The organism is Rhizobium sp. SAFR-030 (assembly GCF_059415005.1).
Map to the genome: position 1 here is coordinate 16578 of NZ_JBPFDO010000003.1, position 14436 is coordinate 31013.

A 14436-nucleotide genomic window follows, 5' to 3' on the forward strand; every position below is an offset into this window, starting at 1 on the left:
GCGTCAAGAACCCCGCGTGAAGTGGGAACTTGCAAGTTGGAAAAACTTTCCAGCGCTTAAACCCTGAATGCCAGGGCGATCTATCTTTGCGCCTTATTCCTTCTTCGCGGTCATTTACTGAGGCGGGGCCAACTCACGCGGCGGCCGGAAGGTGAAAGCTGGACTGCATTTGCTGCTTCGCACACCAAAAGTCAAGGGCCGGTGCCGAAATGAAGGCGCCCTGCCTGTCTTCAGCAGACAGACGGGGCGGTGAAGGCGGGGCGTCCAGACGATCAGTATTGCGGGCAGACGCGGACGCGAAAGGCTTCGCCCCAGCCATTGTCGCGCCATTCGTAATGGCAGCGCGGCGCCGGAGCAGGGCGGTAATAGCTTCTCTCGTACATGGCATGGCGCGGCGGGGGCGGGACGTCATAGGCTGGACCATCATCATAGACCGGCCCGTCGTCGTAGACCGGTCCGCGCGACTGGGAGGCGATAGCCCCGCCTATCAGGCCGCCGGCAAGACCTGCCGCTACGCCCGCCAGGATGTCATCATGACGATGATGATCGCGTGCTTCGGCTGCCGGGGCAGTGGCAACGAGAGCGCCGGTGAGGGACAGCGCAACGAGCCCTGAGGTGATGGATGTTCTGAGGAAGGTCATGGCCTTGTTTCCTTTCCCGCGGATTTGTTCGGGGACAGCAAGAAGATCATCCTCGATGAGGGCAAAATGATGGAAAAACAACAGGATGAAGCTGAACGGCTGTTCATCTTGGAGTCCGTTTCTGTGCGTGTTTTCAGCCGGGACACCGCCGCTGAGGCCGATTGGGGCAGAAACCGAGCGGAAATGCGGCGGATGTATGCCTGAGCCTCGACTGTCGAAACTGGGCCATCCCGGAACAGGTGGCGGCGCTGCACTGGTGCAGTGCAACCAGCCGTTAACCATATCCGTGCGATGGCATTGATCCTGTAGCATCACGCGAATTGCCTCTCCATGGCGAACCGCGGTCCGGAGGTAGCGGTGGAATACGACGGCGAACTTCTGCAGCGAGCCTGCGAGCGGATCAACGACCTGGACTTGCCCGCATTCATCAAGGACGGCGCGCTGCGCTACGTGGCGGTCAACGATGCCTATGCCCGCCTTCGCGATGCCCGCCGCGAACAGTTCCCCGGCCATTCGTGCCATGCCTTCCACGGGTTCGCAGAGGATGAGGATCTCCAGGAAAAGCAGCGTCGCGCGCTGGTGTTCGGCACGGACGAGACGGCCCGTTGCATGGATGCGGCCGGCCGGCTGGAGGCCGAGGTACGAATCGAGCGCTTTCTGTCGGATGATGACCAGGCCTATCTGTTCGCCGTCTTCGAACCGGTCGAGGCAGAGGCACCGGCATCGTCTGCGGTCACAGACCTGATCAGGGGCGGCGTCAGCCTGGATATGCTCGGCAGCACGCTCAACCTGCTGGAAGCCGGCATCGGCATCTTCAGCGAAAACGACGAGCTGCTCTACTTCAACGACGAGTTTGCCGATTACTACCGCTCCCAGGGCGTCGAACTGCAGCTGCAGCTCGATCTCCGCACCGTCCTTTGCGCTGTCTACGACCATCGCGTTCGGCCGGATCGGATCGACGCACAGGTCACGGCCGCCCGCAGCGACTGGATCGCCGAGCGGATGGAACATCTGCGGGCCGACCAATGGCAGGCAACCGAGCCGCTGCCGGATGGCCGCTGGCTGCGCAGCGTCAACAAGCGCCTCGCGAATGGCTGGCTGATCCTGCTGCGCCTCGACGTCACCGAATTCAAGGTGCAGGAGATGCGGCTGGCGAAGAAGGTCGAGGAGACGGAAATCTTCCGCGCGGCTTTCGAGGATTTGCCTGTCGGCGTCTTCCTGCGCGACAGCCAGCACCGGCTGGTCTATGCGAATGCCGCCTTTGAAACGTTGACCGGCAGGCCGCGCGAGGAGATCCTCGGCTTGACCGAGGAGGAGATGTTCCCGAACAGCGCGCAACGGTTCCGGGCGCAAAACTCGAGCCTGCTCGAAGATGGTGGCACCTTGGAGAAGGCGGAGGAAATCATCCTGCCGGACCAGAGCGTGATCGCTGCCATCGCCAGGATCGGGCGGATCTCGACGCCGGCCGGCGAACCCTACATCGTCGGCTCGATCACGGACGTGACGCGCATGCGCGACGCCCAGAAGACCGCCGAACAGCTGCATGACGAATTGCAGGCTATCCTCAACTCGCTACCGGTCGGCGTTGCGATCATCGATAGCGACATGCGCATCGAATACGTCAACGCGACACTGGACGAGCTGTGGTCGCTGAATGCGGGCAGCCGTCGCAACTGGGTCGGCGTCGCCTACCGCGACTTCGTCCGGGACAATTTCGAGCGCAATGTCTACGGCGACCGGAACCGCGATTTCGACCGGTTCTACGACGAACGGCTTGCGCTGCTGCGCTCTGCCGGCGAAATCCCGCCGTTCGAGATCAGTCATCCCGCCAACCGCCAGATCATGATGTCGCGCGATCACCTCGCCGATGGCAAGATGCTGCTCAGCTATGTCGACATGACGACGATGCGCAGGCGCGAGCAGGAGGTGCGCGAGGTGCGGGCAGCGCTCGATGAGCGCGGCGTGATGATGCAGGATGCGACCAGCGTCATGTCGCAGGGCCTGCTGATCCTGCGCGACACCAACCTCGCCTTCCTCAACGCGGCGATGCCGAGCGTGCTGCAGGTGCCGGCCGAGCTCCTGCAGGTCGGCCGCACGTGGCATGCGGCATTCGACTACATGATGGCGCGCGGTGACTTCGGGACGCCGGAGGAGGCTGCCGAGATGCTCGCCGGCTGGCGCCGGCAGGCCGAGACGGGGGCCATCACCGCTTCGTTCCACATCGGCGGCGAGCGCTGGATCGATCTCGAGATCAACCTCAGCGGCAACGGCAACTGGCTGGTGGTGGCAAGCGACGTTACCGAGACCAAGCAGCGCGAACAGGAATTGCAGCGCCTGCTGCAGCGGGCCCACTCCGCCGACCGGGCGAAGTCGGAATTCCTCGCCAATATGAGCCACGAGATCCGCACGCCGATGAACGGCGTCCTGGGAATGGCCGAGCTGCTGTCAAAGTCCAACCTCGATACCCGGCAGAAGACGTTTACCGACATCATCGTCAAGTCCGGCACCGCGCTGCTGACGATCATCAACGACATCCTTGATTCCTCGAAAATCGAGGCCGGGCAGATGAGCCTGCGCAACGCCCCCTTCGATCCGGTGGACGCGATCGAGGACGTGGCGACGCTGCTGTCGTCGTCTGCCGCGGAAAAGGATATCGAGCTCATCGTGCGGGGTGCTGCCCTCCATCATACCGTGCTGGGTGATGCCGGACGGTTCCGGCAGGTGATCACCAATCTCATCGGCAATGCCATCAAGTTCACCGAGCAGGGGCACATCCTCATCGATATCCAGTCGGAGCTGCAGTCCGACGAGACGATGCAGCTGTCGGTGCGGATCGAGGATACCGGCATCGGCATTCCGGCCGACCAGCTGGACACGATTTTCGACAAGTTCTCGCAGGTCGACGGCTCGTCTACCCGACGTCACGAAGGTACCGGGCTGGGGCTCGCCATCACCCATGGATTGATCGAGCTGTTCGGCGGCTCGATCGCAGTCGACAGCGAGCCGGGCGCCGGCTCGGTGTTCACCGTGCGCATGCCCTTCACCATCGCGAGCGAGCGCCGGCTGAACGAGGCGGTCCCGCAGAGCGTTCGGAACGCCCGGGTGCTGGTGATCGACGACAACGAGATCAACCGCAAGATCCTCATCGAACAGCTGACGATCTGGGGCTTCGACTGCGTTGCCGTCGAGAGCGGCCGCGAGGGCATCGAGGTTCTCCGCGGGGCGGCCGGCATGGGTATCGCCATCGATGCGCTGATCCTCGACTACCAGATGCCGGACATGAACGGGCTTGCCGTGGCACAGCTGATCCGCAGCGATCCGCTGATGTGCGCGGTGCCGATCCTGTTCCTCACCTCCATGGATACGGCAAGCACCAATGCCTCCTTCCAGCTTCTCAACATCGACGCGCATCTGATGAAGCCGGCGCGGGCGCACCTGCTGCGCTCGACGCTGTCCGACGTCATCCGCACGGGTCGCGCGCAACGGCGCAACCGGCAAGCCGGCGTGGAGGGACCGCCTGCGCTGCCCGCAGCGTCGCCGCACCCGATCCTGACGCTCGTCCATACTAGCGCCGAGCCGGGGCTCGACGTGCTGGTGGCGGAGGACAACGAGGTCAACCAGATCGTCTTCACGCAGATCCTCCAGGCGACGGGGCTGAAGTTTCGAATCGTCGCCAACGGTGCGCTCGCCGTCGAGGCGTGGCGTGAGCAGAAACCCGGGATGATCCTCATGGATGTGTCGATGCCGGTGATGAACGGTCATCAGGCCGCCCGCCGGATCCGCGAGATCGAGATGCAGGAAGGCGGCCACGTGCCGATCGTCGGGGTCACGGCGCACGCGCTGGAGGCCGATCGCGATCTCTGCCTGGCAGCTGGAATGGACGACTACCTGTCGAAGCCGATCAGCCCCGAGCTGCTGGAGGCAAAGATCGGCCAGTGGCGGCGGCAGCGGCGTCCGGCAGAGGCTTCACGCGGCTGATATGGGCCTGAGGCCGCGCAGCATTTCGCGCTTTCCGGCAAAGCCCGGAGCCCGCTCGACCGCAAATCCCGCTGCCTCAAGATTGCGGCGGACGAAGCCTGCCGCCGCGTAGGTGGCAAAGCTGCCGCCCTCGACCGTCTTGTCGAAGACGGCCTGCATCAGGAAATGCGACCACATGTCGGGATTGCGCGACGGTGCAAAGCCGTCGAGGAACCAGGCGTCGAACGGCACCGCCTGCGGCACCGTCGTCTCGGCCTTACCGCAGACGACGGTCAGACGGACATTCTCCGCCAGATCCAGATCAATGGTTCCGGCCGGTCGTTGCGGCCATGCGGCAACCAGCGCCTGGCGCTCGCGGTCGATCTCGGGCCAGTGTGACAGGGCGCGATCGATGTCTTGCGCCTGCATCGGGTAAGCCTCGAACGACGTGAAGTGCAGCCTGGCGTCCTTGGGCGAGGCCACCTGCCACTGGCGCCAGGTTTCGCAGAAGTTGAGGCCGGTGCCGAAACCCAGTTCGCCGATGCGGAACGGACCGGATCGCATGAACCGCCGAGGCAGGTCATTGCCGGCCAGGAACACGTGCCCGCACTCCAGGCGCCCATCGGTCTGGCAATAAAAGTGATCGCCAAAGGCCGGGGAATAAGGCATATCGCCGTCGCGCCACTCAAGCGCGTCGCCGCTTCCCTTCACGTTCGCATCGGGTTCCGTCATGGCTCACTTCTCCTCGGGGCAAGCCGATAGTCCCGTCTCGGCGCCCGGTCAATCAGGCGATCTTCCGCCAACCGTCGAGCTGTTGATCGTTGGCGCGGGCGTCATGGGGCTTTGGGCGGCGCTGAAGGCCGGACGCATGGGCATAGAGACGCTTCTGGTCGAGGCGGAGCGCCCCGGCTTTGGCGCGAGCGGCGGCATCCTCGGGGCGCTGATGGCGCATATGCCCGACCGCTGGACCGACAAGAAGCAGTTCCAGTTCGAGGCGCTCGTTGCGCTGGAAGACGAGATCGAACGGCTGGAAGGCGATACCGGCATCTCCTGCGGCTATCGCCGCTGCGGGCGGCTGATCCCCCTGCCCAAGCCGCATCTGCGGCCGATCGCCGAGGGCCACGCGGCCGATGCGGCGCAGAACTGGACGGTCGGCGAGCGACGTTTCGGCTGGCAAGTCCATGACCAGTCGCCTATGCCGGGCTGGCTGTCGCCGGGTGCGGCTGCCGCGGGCGTTGTCGAAGACCGTCTTGCCGCCCGGGTCGCGCCGCGAAGCCTCGTCGCCGCGCTGACCGCCGCCATCGACCAGACCGCCACTGTCCGGCGCGTCAGCGGAACCGGTGTCTCCCGTCTGGATCCCACCGCCGCTCGACTGTCCGACGGCCGGTCAGTCGCGTTCGGCCACTGTATCGTCGCAGCCGGACCGCACTCCTTCGAGCTCCTGTCAGGCTTTGGCGGCAAGCTATCGCGGCCACTCGGCCGTGCGGTGAAGGGGCAGGCGGCGCTGCTGCGTGCCGATGGTCTCGATCCCTCGCTGCCGGTGATTTTTCTGAACGGCCTCTACATCGTGGCCCACGAGGACGGGCATGTGGCGATCGGCAGCACCAGCGAGGAGGAGTTCGACGACCCTATGGCTACCGATGGCAAGCTGGACCGGCTGATCGAACGGGCGCGCGACCTCTCGCCATCGCTCACCGATGCGCCGGTCGTCGAACGCTGGGCGGGGCTGCGGCCAAAGGCGATCGACCGTGATCCCATGGTCGGTGCACATCCGGATGCGCCGCGGATCCTGGCGTTGACCGGCGGCTTCAAGGTCAGTTTCGGCATCGCCCACCGGCTTGCCGATGCGGCGCTCGCCCAATTGTCGGGAAAGCCTACGGATCTGCCGTCGTCGTTCTCGCTGCAGCACCACCTGGAGGTTGCGTCGGCCAGTCCAAAACCCTGATTCCGTGTCGTCAATCTGTCATGCAAATCACCTAGATCCTCGGCAAACGAGGCGTGTCGCAGCATGGCGCGAGATGCCGGCCCAGGGAGGTGCAGGATGCGTTACGCCATCAATTTCACGCCGCCGGCCAGCGATCCGCTGACGGTCGCCGCCTCGCAGTGGCTCGGCCGAAACGCCTTTTCCGGCGATGCAATGGACCTGCCGGCGATCCGCGGGCTCGACCTGCACGAGATCGCCTTCAACACGGCTCTCCCGAGACGCTACGGTTTTCACGGCACGCTGAAGCCGCCGTTCCGGTTGGCCGACGGGATGAGCGAGCCGATGATGCTGCGCCAGCTGATGCATTTCGCCGGCCAGCAGCAGCCGCTGCGGTTGCCAAAGCTGGAGATCGCCCGGATGGGGAACCGCTTCGCGCTGGTGCCGGCCGGCCCGTGCGAGGAGCTCCACCTGCTGGCCGGTGCCGTAGTTCAGCAGTTCGACGTGTTCCGCGCGCCGCTCACGGAGGCGGAGCTCGAGCGCGCCGACCCGGACCATCTGTCGGCCTCGCAGTTCTCCAACCTCTGCCGCTGGGGTCACCCGCATGTGATGGACGAGTTCCGCTTCCACATGACGATGACCGGCACCGTTGGGCCGCAGCAGATGGAGCGCTTCGAGCAGGTCATGCGGCGCTTCTTCGAGCCTTTGCTCGATCGGACGCTGGAGGTGACGAATGTCGCACTGTTCGTCGAAGCGGAGCCGGGTGCGCCGTTTGTCGTCCATTCGCTGCATCCGCTCGGCCGCGTCTCCGCACGTCGGATCGCCTGAGGTCTCGCCGACGAAGCTGTTTGCGGCGCACCAATCCGTCTCGACATTTGGTTCGGCGATGCTACCGTCAGGCCTCTGTTCCGGAAGGTGATTTTCGATGGTGGCTGAACCCTATCCCCGCAACCTCGTCGGCTATGGACGCAACATTCCCGACCCGCAGTGGCCGGGGGGCGCGCGTGTCGCCGTGCAGTTCGTCATCAACTACGAGGAGGGTGGTGAGAGCTCCATTCTCGATGGTGACCCGGCGTCGGAAAACCTGCTTTCGGAAATCGTCGGTGCCGCCGCCTGGCCGGGCCAGCGCAACCTCAACATGGAAAGCATCTACGAATACGGCTCGCGCGCCGGCTTCTGGCGCCTGCGCCGGCTGTTCACCAGCCTCAGCGTGCCGGCGACCGTTTACGGCGTGACGCTGGCGATGATCCGCAACCCGGATGCGGTGGCGGCGATGAAAGAGGCCGGCTGGGAGATCGCCAGCCACGGCTATCGCTGGCACGAATACAAGGACTACTCCGAGGACCTGGAACGCCAGCACATCCTGGATGCGGTACGTCTGCATACGGAAATCGCCGGCGAGCGCCCCTACGGCATGTACCAGGGAAAGCCGTCGATCAACACGCTGCGGCTGGTGCAGGAGGAGGGCGGCTTCCTCTATTCGTCCGACAGCTACGCCGACGACCTGCCATACTGGGTGGACGGTGTTGGCGGCAGACCGTTCCTCATCATTCCCTATACGCTGGACGCCAACGACATGCGTTTTGCAACGCCGCAGGGTTTCAATGCCGGCGACCAGTTCTATACTTACCTGAAGGACACGTTCGATACACTCTACCAGGAAGGCCTGGAGGGAGCGCCGAAGATGATGTCCGTCGGCCTGCATTGCCGTCTCGTCGGTCGTCCCGGTCGCATCGCCGCGCTGAAGCGCTTCATGGAATACGTGCTCGGTCACGACAAGGTGTGGATCCCGAAACGCATCGAGATCGCCCGCCACTGGCATGAGCACCACAAACCGGACAGTATCTGAACTGCGCGGATTGCCTATGCACGCGATATTTGATGAGATTCCTTATCGGATCCTGGAGAACGCCAAATGCGCGATTGCTCAGGCGAATATGCATGCAATTTTCCTTGATCCTGGAAATGAACATTGGGGAAACGTATCGGTTCTCAATGCTGCTCAAGCGGGCGAATTGGTTATGAAAGCGGCCATAGCCAAAGTGCATCCGCTTCTGATTTTCCAAAACGTATTCGATCTGGATGATGCTAACAGCGAAGACTTGGATATTGAGCGGATCATTCAGCGTGCGAAGACCCATGACTTTCATAACCTACCCAAGGTCATGTGGGCGGTCCTCAAAGAACGATTGCCAGATCCCAACAGCTTCACTGAAATGCGCAAAATCAGGAATGCTGTTCAGCATTTTTATCACCCCGGAGGATTTGAGAATTTTGGGGTGGCTGCGCGCCGGCTAAGCTTGAATTTCCTATACAACAATGTTGATCCTCTGCTCAAAAAACATTTCGGCTTGAGCGCCATAGAATTTCACGAGGATCACAGTGAGGGGTATTTCTACATCGTGGAAGCTTTACTAAAGCGTGAGATCAGATTTTCGATTCCAGATGATTTTGACCTTTCTCGCGAGAGTATAGAGGATGCCATAAGTAATGCCTCCGAGGAATACCGCCTGTGGGTAGACCACGCGATCTTATCTGAGTTATTTTGAGGATCTTGAGATGAACCGAACTGAATTCGTCGACCGCTTCGGCGGCGTCTTCGAACACTCGCCTTTCATTGCCGAGCGCGCCTATGACGACGATCTGGTGCGCGGCGAGCATCTCAATGTCGACCGGGTCCATGCCGGTCTCGTCGCCGCTTTCCGGGTTGCGAGCGACGAGGAGAAGCTCGGCGTCCTGCGGGCGCATCCCGATCTGGCGGGCAGGCTGGCGATTGCCGGCGAACTCACCGAAGACAGCGCCCGCGAGCAGGCCGGCGCCGGGCTCGACCGGCTGTCACCGGAAGAACATCAGCGCTTCACCGACCTCAACAGCGCCTATTTGGAGAAGTTCGGTTTCCCGTTCATCATCGCCGTCCGCGGGCTTGGCAAGGACGATATCCTGGCTGCGTTCGAAACACGCATCGGCAACAGCCGGGACGACGAGTTCGCGACAGCCTGCGAACAGGTGGAAAAGATCGCCCTGCTCAGGCTCGAGGACCTGCTGCCGTCGACGTGAAGATCGGCTTGCCCGGTTTACCACATCGCCTATGGTGGGCGCGAAGGAGTTGCGCCATGCGGCCATCGGAAGTGCTGGAGAAAAACCGGGAGGCCATTCGCAGGCTCGTGGCCAGCCGCAAGGCAACCAACCCGCGGGTGTTCGGGTCCGTCGCGCGCGGCGAGGATCGCGACGACAGCGATCTCGACATCCTGGTCGATACGCTGGAAGAGACGACATTGTTTGATCTTGGAGGACTTCTGATCGATCTGCAAAATGCCCTGCCGGAGACGGAGGTGCATTTGCTGACCCCTGGAGATTTTCCCGTATCGATGCGCGGGCAGGTTCTGCAGGAAGCGCTGCCGATATGACGCGTCAACGCCTTGAAGTTTATATCAATGAAATGGCACAGGCCTGCGAAGAGGTCGGGATTTTCCTGGCAGGTCTCAGCAAGGAGGAGTTCCTCCGGGATATGCTCAAGCAGCGTGCCGTCGGTATGAACCTGCTGATCATTGGTGAGGCCGCATCGCAGTTGATCGATCGCTTTCCGGATTTTGCCGCCGACCATCCAGGGATGGCGTGGAGCGACATGCGCGGCATGCGCAATCGCATCGCCCACGGCTATCTGAGTATCAATCTCGACACGGTCTGGACGACGGCCACAATTTCCATTCCTCAGCTCCTCTCGCAACTGCGCATGCTGCGCCAGATCCGCGCCCAAGGTGAATGATCCCGACATGCCCCAGACCCTGACAATCCGCCCGCTGACACGGGACGCGTTCCTTCCGTTCGGCGAGGTTCTCGAAGCGGATCCGTCGACCATGAAGCTGATCAATGGCGGCAATACGCAACGGTTTCACGCGCTGGCACGGGCTGAAGCAGAGGGCGAGGGCGTCCGCGTCATCCTCAACATCTTTCGCGGGCAGCCGCGCCGCTTTCCCTACGAGCTGACGATGATGGAGCGCCATCCCTTCGGCAGCCAGAGCTTCTCGCCGCTCTCCGGGCGACCCTATCTGGTGATCGTGTCGGCAGACGAAGGCGGTCGACCCGGCGAACCGCAGGCGTTTCTGGCGCGCGGCGACCAGGGCGTCAACTACCGCCGCAACGTCTGGCATCATCCGCTGATGACGCTCGCCGAAGCGAGCGATTTTCTGGTTGTCGATCGTGACGGGCCAGGCAACAATCTGGAAGAGTTCTTCTTCGACCAGCCATTCCTGATCCACCAGCCTTCCCTTTGAGCGAGCACCCCATGACCGGATTGACTACCCATGTTCTCGACACGGCGTGCGGCTGCCCGGCGGAAGGTCTCGTCATCGATCTGTTCCGGCTCGACGGAAACAGTCGGACGCAGATCAAATCGGTGATCACCAATGGCGACGGCCGTGTGGACGGCGGGCCGCTGCTGATCGGGAACAGCTTCAGGACCGGCACCTATGAGCTGGTTTTCCACGCCGGCGACTATCTTCGCCGCAGCGGTGCCGACCTGCCGGAGCCGGCTTTCCTCGACGTCATCCCGATCCGCTTCGGCATTGCCGACGAAGCCGCGCACTACCACGTGCCGCTGCTGATTTCGCCCTACGGCTACTCCACCTATCGTGGGAGTTGAGGCGATGCGGTTTGCGGCGATCGCCGACATCCACGGCAACTGCGAAGCGCTGGATGCGGTGCTTCTCGACATCGGTGCCCAGGGCATCCCCACCAATGCCATCGTCAATCTCGGAGACTGTTTTTCCGGGCCGCTGGACGCGGCGCGGACTGCCGAGCTGCTGATGTCTCTCGACCTCGTCACGGTGCGCGGCAACCACGATCGCTACCTCGTTGAGCAGGATCGCGCGGGAATGCATGTGACGGATGCCGCGGCCTACGATCAATTGTCCCCCGAACATCTGGCGTGGCTCAAAACCCTGCCGGTGTCGACCGTATGGCATGAGGACGTCTATCTCTGCCATGCGACGCCCGGCAGCGATACAGTCTACTGGCTGGAGGCCGTGACGCCGGAGGGTGTGGTCCATCAGAGGCCGCTAGCGGAGGTCGAAGGTCTTGCGCAGGGCGTGACGCAGTCACTCATCCTCTGCGGTCACACGCATCTGCCGCGTGCGGTGCGCCTCTCCGACGGCCGGCTGATCGTCAATCCCGGTAGTGTCGGCTGCCCGGCCTATGAAGACGACCAGCCTGTCCCTCACCGGGTCGAGGCAGGCACGCCGCTGGCCACCTATGCCATCCTCGAAACGACTGGCACGGACTGGACGGTGACCTTCCGGCTGGTGCCGTACGACCACATGAGCCAGTCGCGTCTTGCCGCAGAACGGGGACGGCCGGAATGGGCGGCAGGTCTGGCGACAGGCTGGCTCGGCTAAAACCATCCCGGCACCGATCGGCGGGGTCATCGAGGCCAACAGCGCCCGAGACAATCAACTTACGCTTGTGCCTGTAATCTCTTGCGCGTATCTCTGTATCTAGACAACCATAGGTTATTCCGGCGGTAGAGCGCCGGATACGCAGAGGATCGGATCATGCTCGACAGATCGGCCGCCGACGCCCTGATGGAATTCGCGCAGCGCTACGGCAACATCAGACTGCAGTCGACCTCGGCAACGGTCGTCACCTATGCCGGCACGCTCTACAACGTTGACGGCAGTACCTACGATCCGAAGATCGGCGGCGTGACCTGGAAGCAGTTGCTGGTGAACAGCGGCATCAACGGCAACTGCTACGTGACGGCCCCTCTGCCGACCGTCGCCTCATCGCATCCAGGCTTCGATGTCGGTGGCCACATGACGACGAACAGCCACGGCAAGGTGGTAACCGGTCAGAGCTGCTACCTGATGCCGCTGTGCTCCTGGCACAACAGCACCTCGCGCAACCACCAGGCCTTTAGCCATACGCAGACGCGGATGCTGGAGCTTTCCGGCTACATGCAGGCGGAACCGGCCGCCACCTTCCTGGCGCGCATGCCGACCGATGCCGCCTATACGCTGGTTGGTGCCGATGGCCCGCAGCTGTTCACCGCCGACCTCGCCGAGCCGCATGTGGACGCGCTCTGGGGTGACAGCCGGGACGCGGTCGAAGGCGGGACATTCCCGGAATATTATCTGCTTTTCCGGCAGATCCGCGAAGACGGCGTCATCAGCTACGTCATCGACAGTTCCCGGCTACCGGAGGCGACGACTGGCTGATGCAGCCGCTGCCGCTCAATAGGGGTTGTGGGCGATGATGTTGCGGTCGACGGTCTGGATGTCGCGCTTGCCGCAGAGCGCCATGGTGATGTCCATCTCCTTGGCGATGATCGACAGCGCCAGTTCGACGCCGGGCTTGCCCATCGCACCCAGCCCGTAGAGGAAGGGCCGGCCGATATAGGTGCCGCGGGCACCGAGCGCTACCGCTTTCAATACGTCCTGGCCCGAGCGGATACCGCCATCAACATGAACCTCGATCCTGTCGCCGACCGCATCGACGATACGTGGCAGCATGCTGATCGCCGACGGCGCTCCGTCCAGCTGCCGACCACCATGGTTGGAGACGATGATCGCATCGGCGCCGGTATCGGCTGCCGCCCGCGCGTCCTCCTCGTCAAGAATGCCCTTGATGATCAGCTTGCCCTTCCAGCGCTCCTTGATCCATTCCACATCCTTCCACGACAGGCGCGGATCGAACTGTTCCGCGGTCCAGGCGCCGAGCGACGAGAGGTCGGACACGTTCGATGCATGACCGACGATGTTGCCAAAGCCGCGACGCTGCGTGCGTGCCATGTCGAGGCACCATTTCGGCCGCGTCGCCATCTGCCAGACGTGCTTGGGTGTGAACTTTGGCGGTGCCGAGAGACCGTTGCGTAAATCCTTGTGGCGCTGGCCGAGGATCTGCAGGTCGGCGGTGACCACCAGCGCCGAGCAGTTGGCCTTGCGGGCCCGTTCGATCAGGCTTTCGACGAAGGCACGGTCACGCATCACGTAGAGCTGGAACCAGAAGGGCCTGGAGGTGACCGATGCGACATCCTCAATGGAGCAGATGCTCATCGTCGAGAGAGTGAAGGGGACGCCGAATTCTTCCGCGGCCTTCGCCGCCAGCATCTCGCCGTCGGCATGCTGCATGCCGGTCATGCCGGTCGGCGCCAGGGCGACGGGCATGGCCACGGTCTCGCCGATCATCGTGCTCTTCAGCGATCGCTCGGTCATGTCGACCAGCACCCGCTGGCGCAGCTTGATCGCCGCAAAATCCGTCTCGTTCGCCCGGTAGGTGCTTTCCGTCCACGAGCCGCTGTCGGCATAATCGAAGAACATCTTCGGCACGCGCCGGCGGGCAAGCGATTTGAGATCGGCGATCGTCAGCGGCTGGGACATGTGTTGAAACTTCCTCCGGTAGCTACCGGAGAATTAGCATATCCGAGCCTGATCGCGAGCAGAATCCTGCCCGTGCAAAGGCGTTTTTCAGGAGGCGGTCGCCGGCTTGCGCGCCGTCCATTTCAGGAGCGAATCCAGCGCCGGGCACAGAGACTGGCCCCAGTCGGTCAGGCAGTACTCCACCTTGGGCGGCACCTGATGATGGACGATCCGGCGCACCATCCCGTCGGCTTCCATCTGTCGCAACTGCTGGATCAGCATCTTTTGCGAGATCCCCGGGATCGCCCGCTCGAGGTCGGAAAAGCGCAGCACATGCCCGCCGAAGAGGTGAAAAAGGATGACCAGTTTCCAGCGACCTTCGATCAGGCGCAGGGCGGCTTCGACGCCCTTTGCCGCGGACGAAGGCGTCATCTCCTCGGCGACCTTACGTTGGGGTAAGTACCCTACTTTTTCGTGCGTACTTGTCATCGGATCAACCTATCCGCATCTTGTTCCCCAGGCAACGCGATTGCTCCCGGACGGCGGCGCCCCGTCCTACAAAGTC

16 protein-coding genes are annotated in these 14436 nt (G+C 62.9%); 12 read left to right on the forward strand and 4 right to left on the reverse strand.

Annotated elements, in window-relative coordinates; all coding sequences use genetic code 11:
• Positions 1 to 272: 272 nt before the first annotated feature.
• Positions 273 to 956 carry a hypothetical protein gene (locus ACR65N_RS09600; RefSeq protein WP_440456820.1) on the reverse strand — a complete coding sequence of 228 codons (684 nt, stop codon included), beginning with the start codon at positions 954 to 956 and terminating at the stop codon, positions 273 to 275.
• Between the two features lie 15 nt (positions 957 to 971).
• On the opposite strand from ACR65N_RS09600, the gene ACR65N_RS09605 reads away from it, so the two are divergent.
• Positions 972 to 4619, forward strand: coding sequence for a response regulator (locus ACR65N_RS09605; RefSeq protein ID WP_440456821.1), 3648 nt, complete (start codon positions 972 to 974; stop codon positions 4617 to 4619).
• On the opposite strand, the gene mnmC2 is transcribed toward ACR65N_RS09605, so the two are convergent.
• Positions 4608 to 5330, reverse strand: coding sequence for a tRNA (5-methylaminomethyl-2-thiouridine)(34)-methyltransferase MnmC2 (mnmC2, locus tag ACR65N_RS09610; RefSeq protein ID WP_440456822.1), 723 nt, complete (start codon positions 5328 to 5330; stop codon positions 4608 to 4610). The genes ACR65N_RS09605 and mnmC2 overlap by 12 nt on opposite strands.
• On the opposite strand from mnmC2, the gene ACR65N_RS09615 reads away from it, so the two are divergent.
• The 11 genes from ACR65N_RS09615 to ACR65N_RS09665 all read left to right on the forward strand — a co-directional run bounded on the left by ACR65N_RS09615 (position 5329) and on the right by ACR65N_RS09665 (position 12731).
• Positions 5329 to 6543, forward strand: a complete 1215-nt coding sequence (locus ACR65N_RS09615; RefSeq protein WP_440456823.1) for an NAD(P)/FAD-dependent oxidoreductase — start codon at positions 5329 to 5331, stop codon at positions 6541 to 6543. The two genes, mnmC2 and ACR65N_RS09615, sit on opposite strands and share 2 nt — an antisense overlap.
• A gap of 96 nt (positions 6544 to 6639) precedes the next feature.
• A complete protein-coding gene (locus ACR65N_RS09620; protein WP_430304284.1) occupies positions 6640 to 7347 on the forward strand; it encodes a DUF1045 domain-containing protein in 708 nt (235 codons plus the stop codon).
• A 97-nt stretch (positions 7348 to 7444) separates the two neighbouring features.
• Positions 7445 to 8368 (forward strand): allantoinase PuuE, encoded by a 924-nt coding sequence (puuE, locus tag ACR65N_RS09625; RefSeq protein WP_440456824.1) that lies wholly within the window; start codon positions 7445 to 7447, stop codon positions 8366 to 8368.
• Positions 8340 to 9068: a hypothetical protein gene (locus tag ACR65N_RS09630; protein WP_440456825.1), complete on the forward strand. Its 729-nt coding sequence runs from the start codon at positions 8340 to 8342 to the stop codon at positions 9066 to 9068. The genes puuE and ACR65N_RS09630 overlap by 29 nt, the downstream gene beginning before the upstream one ends.
• 10 nt (positions 9069 to 9078) lie before the next feature.
• Positions 9079 to 9576 (forward strand): 2-oxo-4-hydroxy-4-carboxy-5-ureidoimidazoline decarboxylase, encoded by a 498-nt coding sequence (gene uraD, locus ACR65N_RS09635; protein ID WP_440456826.1) that lies wholly within the window; start codon positions 9079 to 9081, stop codon positions 9574 to 9576.
• A 56-nt stretch (positions 9577 to 9632) separates the two neighbouring features.
• A complete protein-coding gene (locus tag ACR65N_RS09640) occupies positions 9633 to 9926 on the forward strand; it encodes a nucleotidyltransferase family protein (RefSeq protein WP_440457308.1) in 294 nt (97 codons plus the stop codon).
• The gene (locus ACR65N_RS09645) at positions 9923 to 10285 is read left to right on the forward strand and encodes a HepT-like ribonuclease domain-containing protein (protein ID WP_440456827.1); all 363 of its coding nucleotides are present in this window, start codon (positions 9923 to 9925) and stop codon (positions 10283 to 10285) included. Before ACR65N_RS09640 ends, ACR65N_RS09645 begins: the two co-directional genes overlap by 4 nt.
• A gap of 7 nt (positions 10286 to 10292) precedes the next feature.
• Entirely contained in the window at positions 10293 to 10793 is a 501-nt protein-coding gene (locus ACR65N_RS09650) for an ureidoglycolate lyase (protein ID WP_440456828.1), read from the forward strand.
• Positions 10794 to 10804: 11 nt separating this feature from the next.
• Positions 10805 to 11161: a hydroxyisourate hydrolase gene (gene uraH, locus ACR65N_RS09655; protein WP_440456829.1), complete on the forward strand. Its 357-nt coding sequence runs from the start codon at positions 10805 to 10807 to the stop codon at positions 11159 to 11161.
• 4 nt (positions 11162 to 11165) lie between these two features.
• Complete coding sequence (locus ACR65N_RS09660; RefSeq protein WP_440456830.1) at positions 11166 to 11912, forward strand: metallophosphoesterase family protein; 747 nt, start codon at positions 11166 to 11168, stop codon at positions 11910 to 11912.
• 156 nt (positions 11913 to 12068) lie between these two features.
• A complete protein-coding gene (locus ACR65N_RS09665) occupies positions 12069 to 12731 on the forward strand; it encodes a hypothetical protein (protein WP_440456831.1) in 663 nt (220 codons plus the stop codon).
• 15 nt (positions 12732 to 12746) lie between these two features.
• Here ACR65N_RS09665 and ACR65N_RS09670 read toward each other — a convergent pair whose 3' ends face one another.
• Both ACR65N_RS09670 and ACR65N_RS09675 read right to left on the reverse strand, forming a co-directional pair.
• On the reverse strand, positions 12747 to 13892 hold the full coding sequence (locus tag ACR65N_RS09670; protein WP_430304275.1) for an alpha-hydroxy acid oxidase: 1146 nt from the start codon (positions 13890 to 13892) through the stop codon (positions 12747 to 12749).
• 87 nt (positions 13893 to 13979) lie between these two features.
• On the reverse strand, positions 13980 to 14303 hold the full coding sequence (locus ACR65N_RS09675; RefSeq protein WP_440456832.1) for a winged helix-turn-helix transcriptional regulator: 324 nt from the start codon (positions 14301 to 14303) through the stop codon (positions 13980 to 13982).
• Positions 14304 to 14436 lie beyond the last annotated feature (133 nt).

What these genes read in the sequence shown, in the direction of transcription:
- mnmC2 (WP_440456822.1), bottom strand. Translation starts at nt 5,330, where the DNA reads ATGACGGAACCCGATGCGAACGTGAAGGGAAGCGGCGACGCGCTTGAG.
- uraD (WP_440456826.1), top strand. Translation starts at nt 9,079, where the DNA reads ATGAACCGAACTGAATTCGTCGACCGCTTCGGCGGCGTCTTCGAACAC.
- ACR65N_RS09605 (WP_440456821.1), top strand. Translation starts at nt 972, where the DNA reads ATGGCGAACCGCGGTCCGGAGGTAGCGGTGGAATACGACGGCGAACTT.
- ACR65N_RS09665 (WP_440456831.1), top strand. Translation starts at nt 12,069, where the DNA reads ATGCTCGACAGATCGGCCGCCGACGCCCTGATGGAATTCGCGCAGCGC.
- ACR65N_RS09675 (WP_440456832.1), bottom strand. Translation starts at nt 14,303, where the DNA reads ATGACGCCTTCGTCCGCGGCAAAGGGCGTCGAAGCCGCCCTGCGCCTG.
- ACR65N_RS09660 (WP_440456830.1), top strand. Translation starts at nt 11,166, where the DNA reads ATGCGGTTTGCGGCGATCGCCGACATCCACGGCAACTGCGAAGCGCTG.
- ACR65N_RS09615 (WP_440456823.1), top strand. Translation starts at nt 5,329, where the DNA reads ATGGCTCACTTCTCCTCGGGGCAAGCCGATAGTCCCGTCTCGGCGCCC.
- ACR65N_RS09620 (WP_430304284.1), top strand. Translation starts at nt 6,640, where the DNA reads ATGCGTTACGCCATCAATTTCACGCCGCCGGCCAGCGATCCGCTGACG.
- uraH (WP_440456829.1), top strand. Translation starts at nt 10,805, where the DNA reads ATGACCGGATTGACTACCCATGTTCTCGACACGGCGTGCGGCTGCCCG.
- ACR65N_RS09670 (WP_430304275.1), bottom strand. Translation starts at nt 13,892, where the DNA reads ATGTCCCAGCCGCTGACGATCGCCGATCTCAAATCGCTTGCCCGCCGG.
- ACR65N_RS09650 (WP_440456828.1), top strand. Translation starts at nt 10,293, where the DNA reads ATGCCCCAGACCCTGACAATCCGCCCGCTGACACGGGACGCGTTCCTT.
- ACR65N_RS09630 (WP_440456825.1), top strand. Translation starts at nt 8,340, where the DNA reads ATGAGCACCACAAACCGGACAGTATCTGAACTGCGCGGATTGCCTATG.
- puuE (WP_440456824.1), top strand. Translation starts at nt 7,445, where the DNA reads ATGGTGGCTGAACCCTATCCCCGCAACCTCGTCGGCTATGGACGCAAC.
- ACR65N_RS09645 (WP_440456827.1), top strand. Translation starts at nt 9,923, where the DNA reads ATGACGCGTCAACGCCTTGAAGTTTATATCAATGAAATGGCACAGGCC.
- ACR65N_RS09640 (WP_440457308.1), top strand. Translation starts at nt 9,633, where the DNA reads ATGCGGCCATCGGAAGTGCTGGAGAAAAACCGGGAGGCCATTCGCAGG.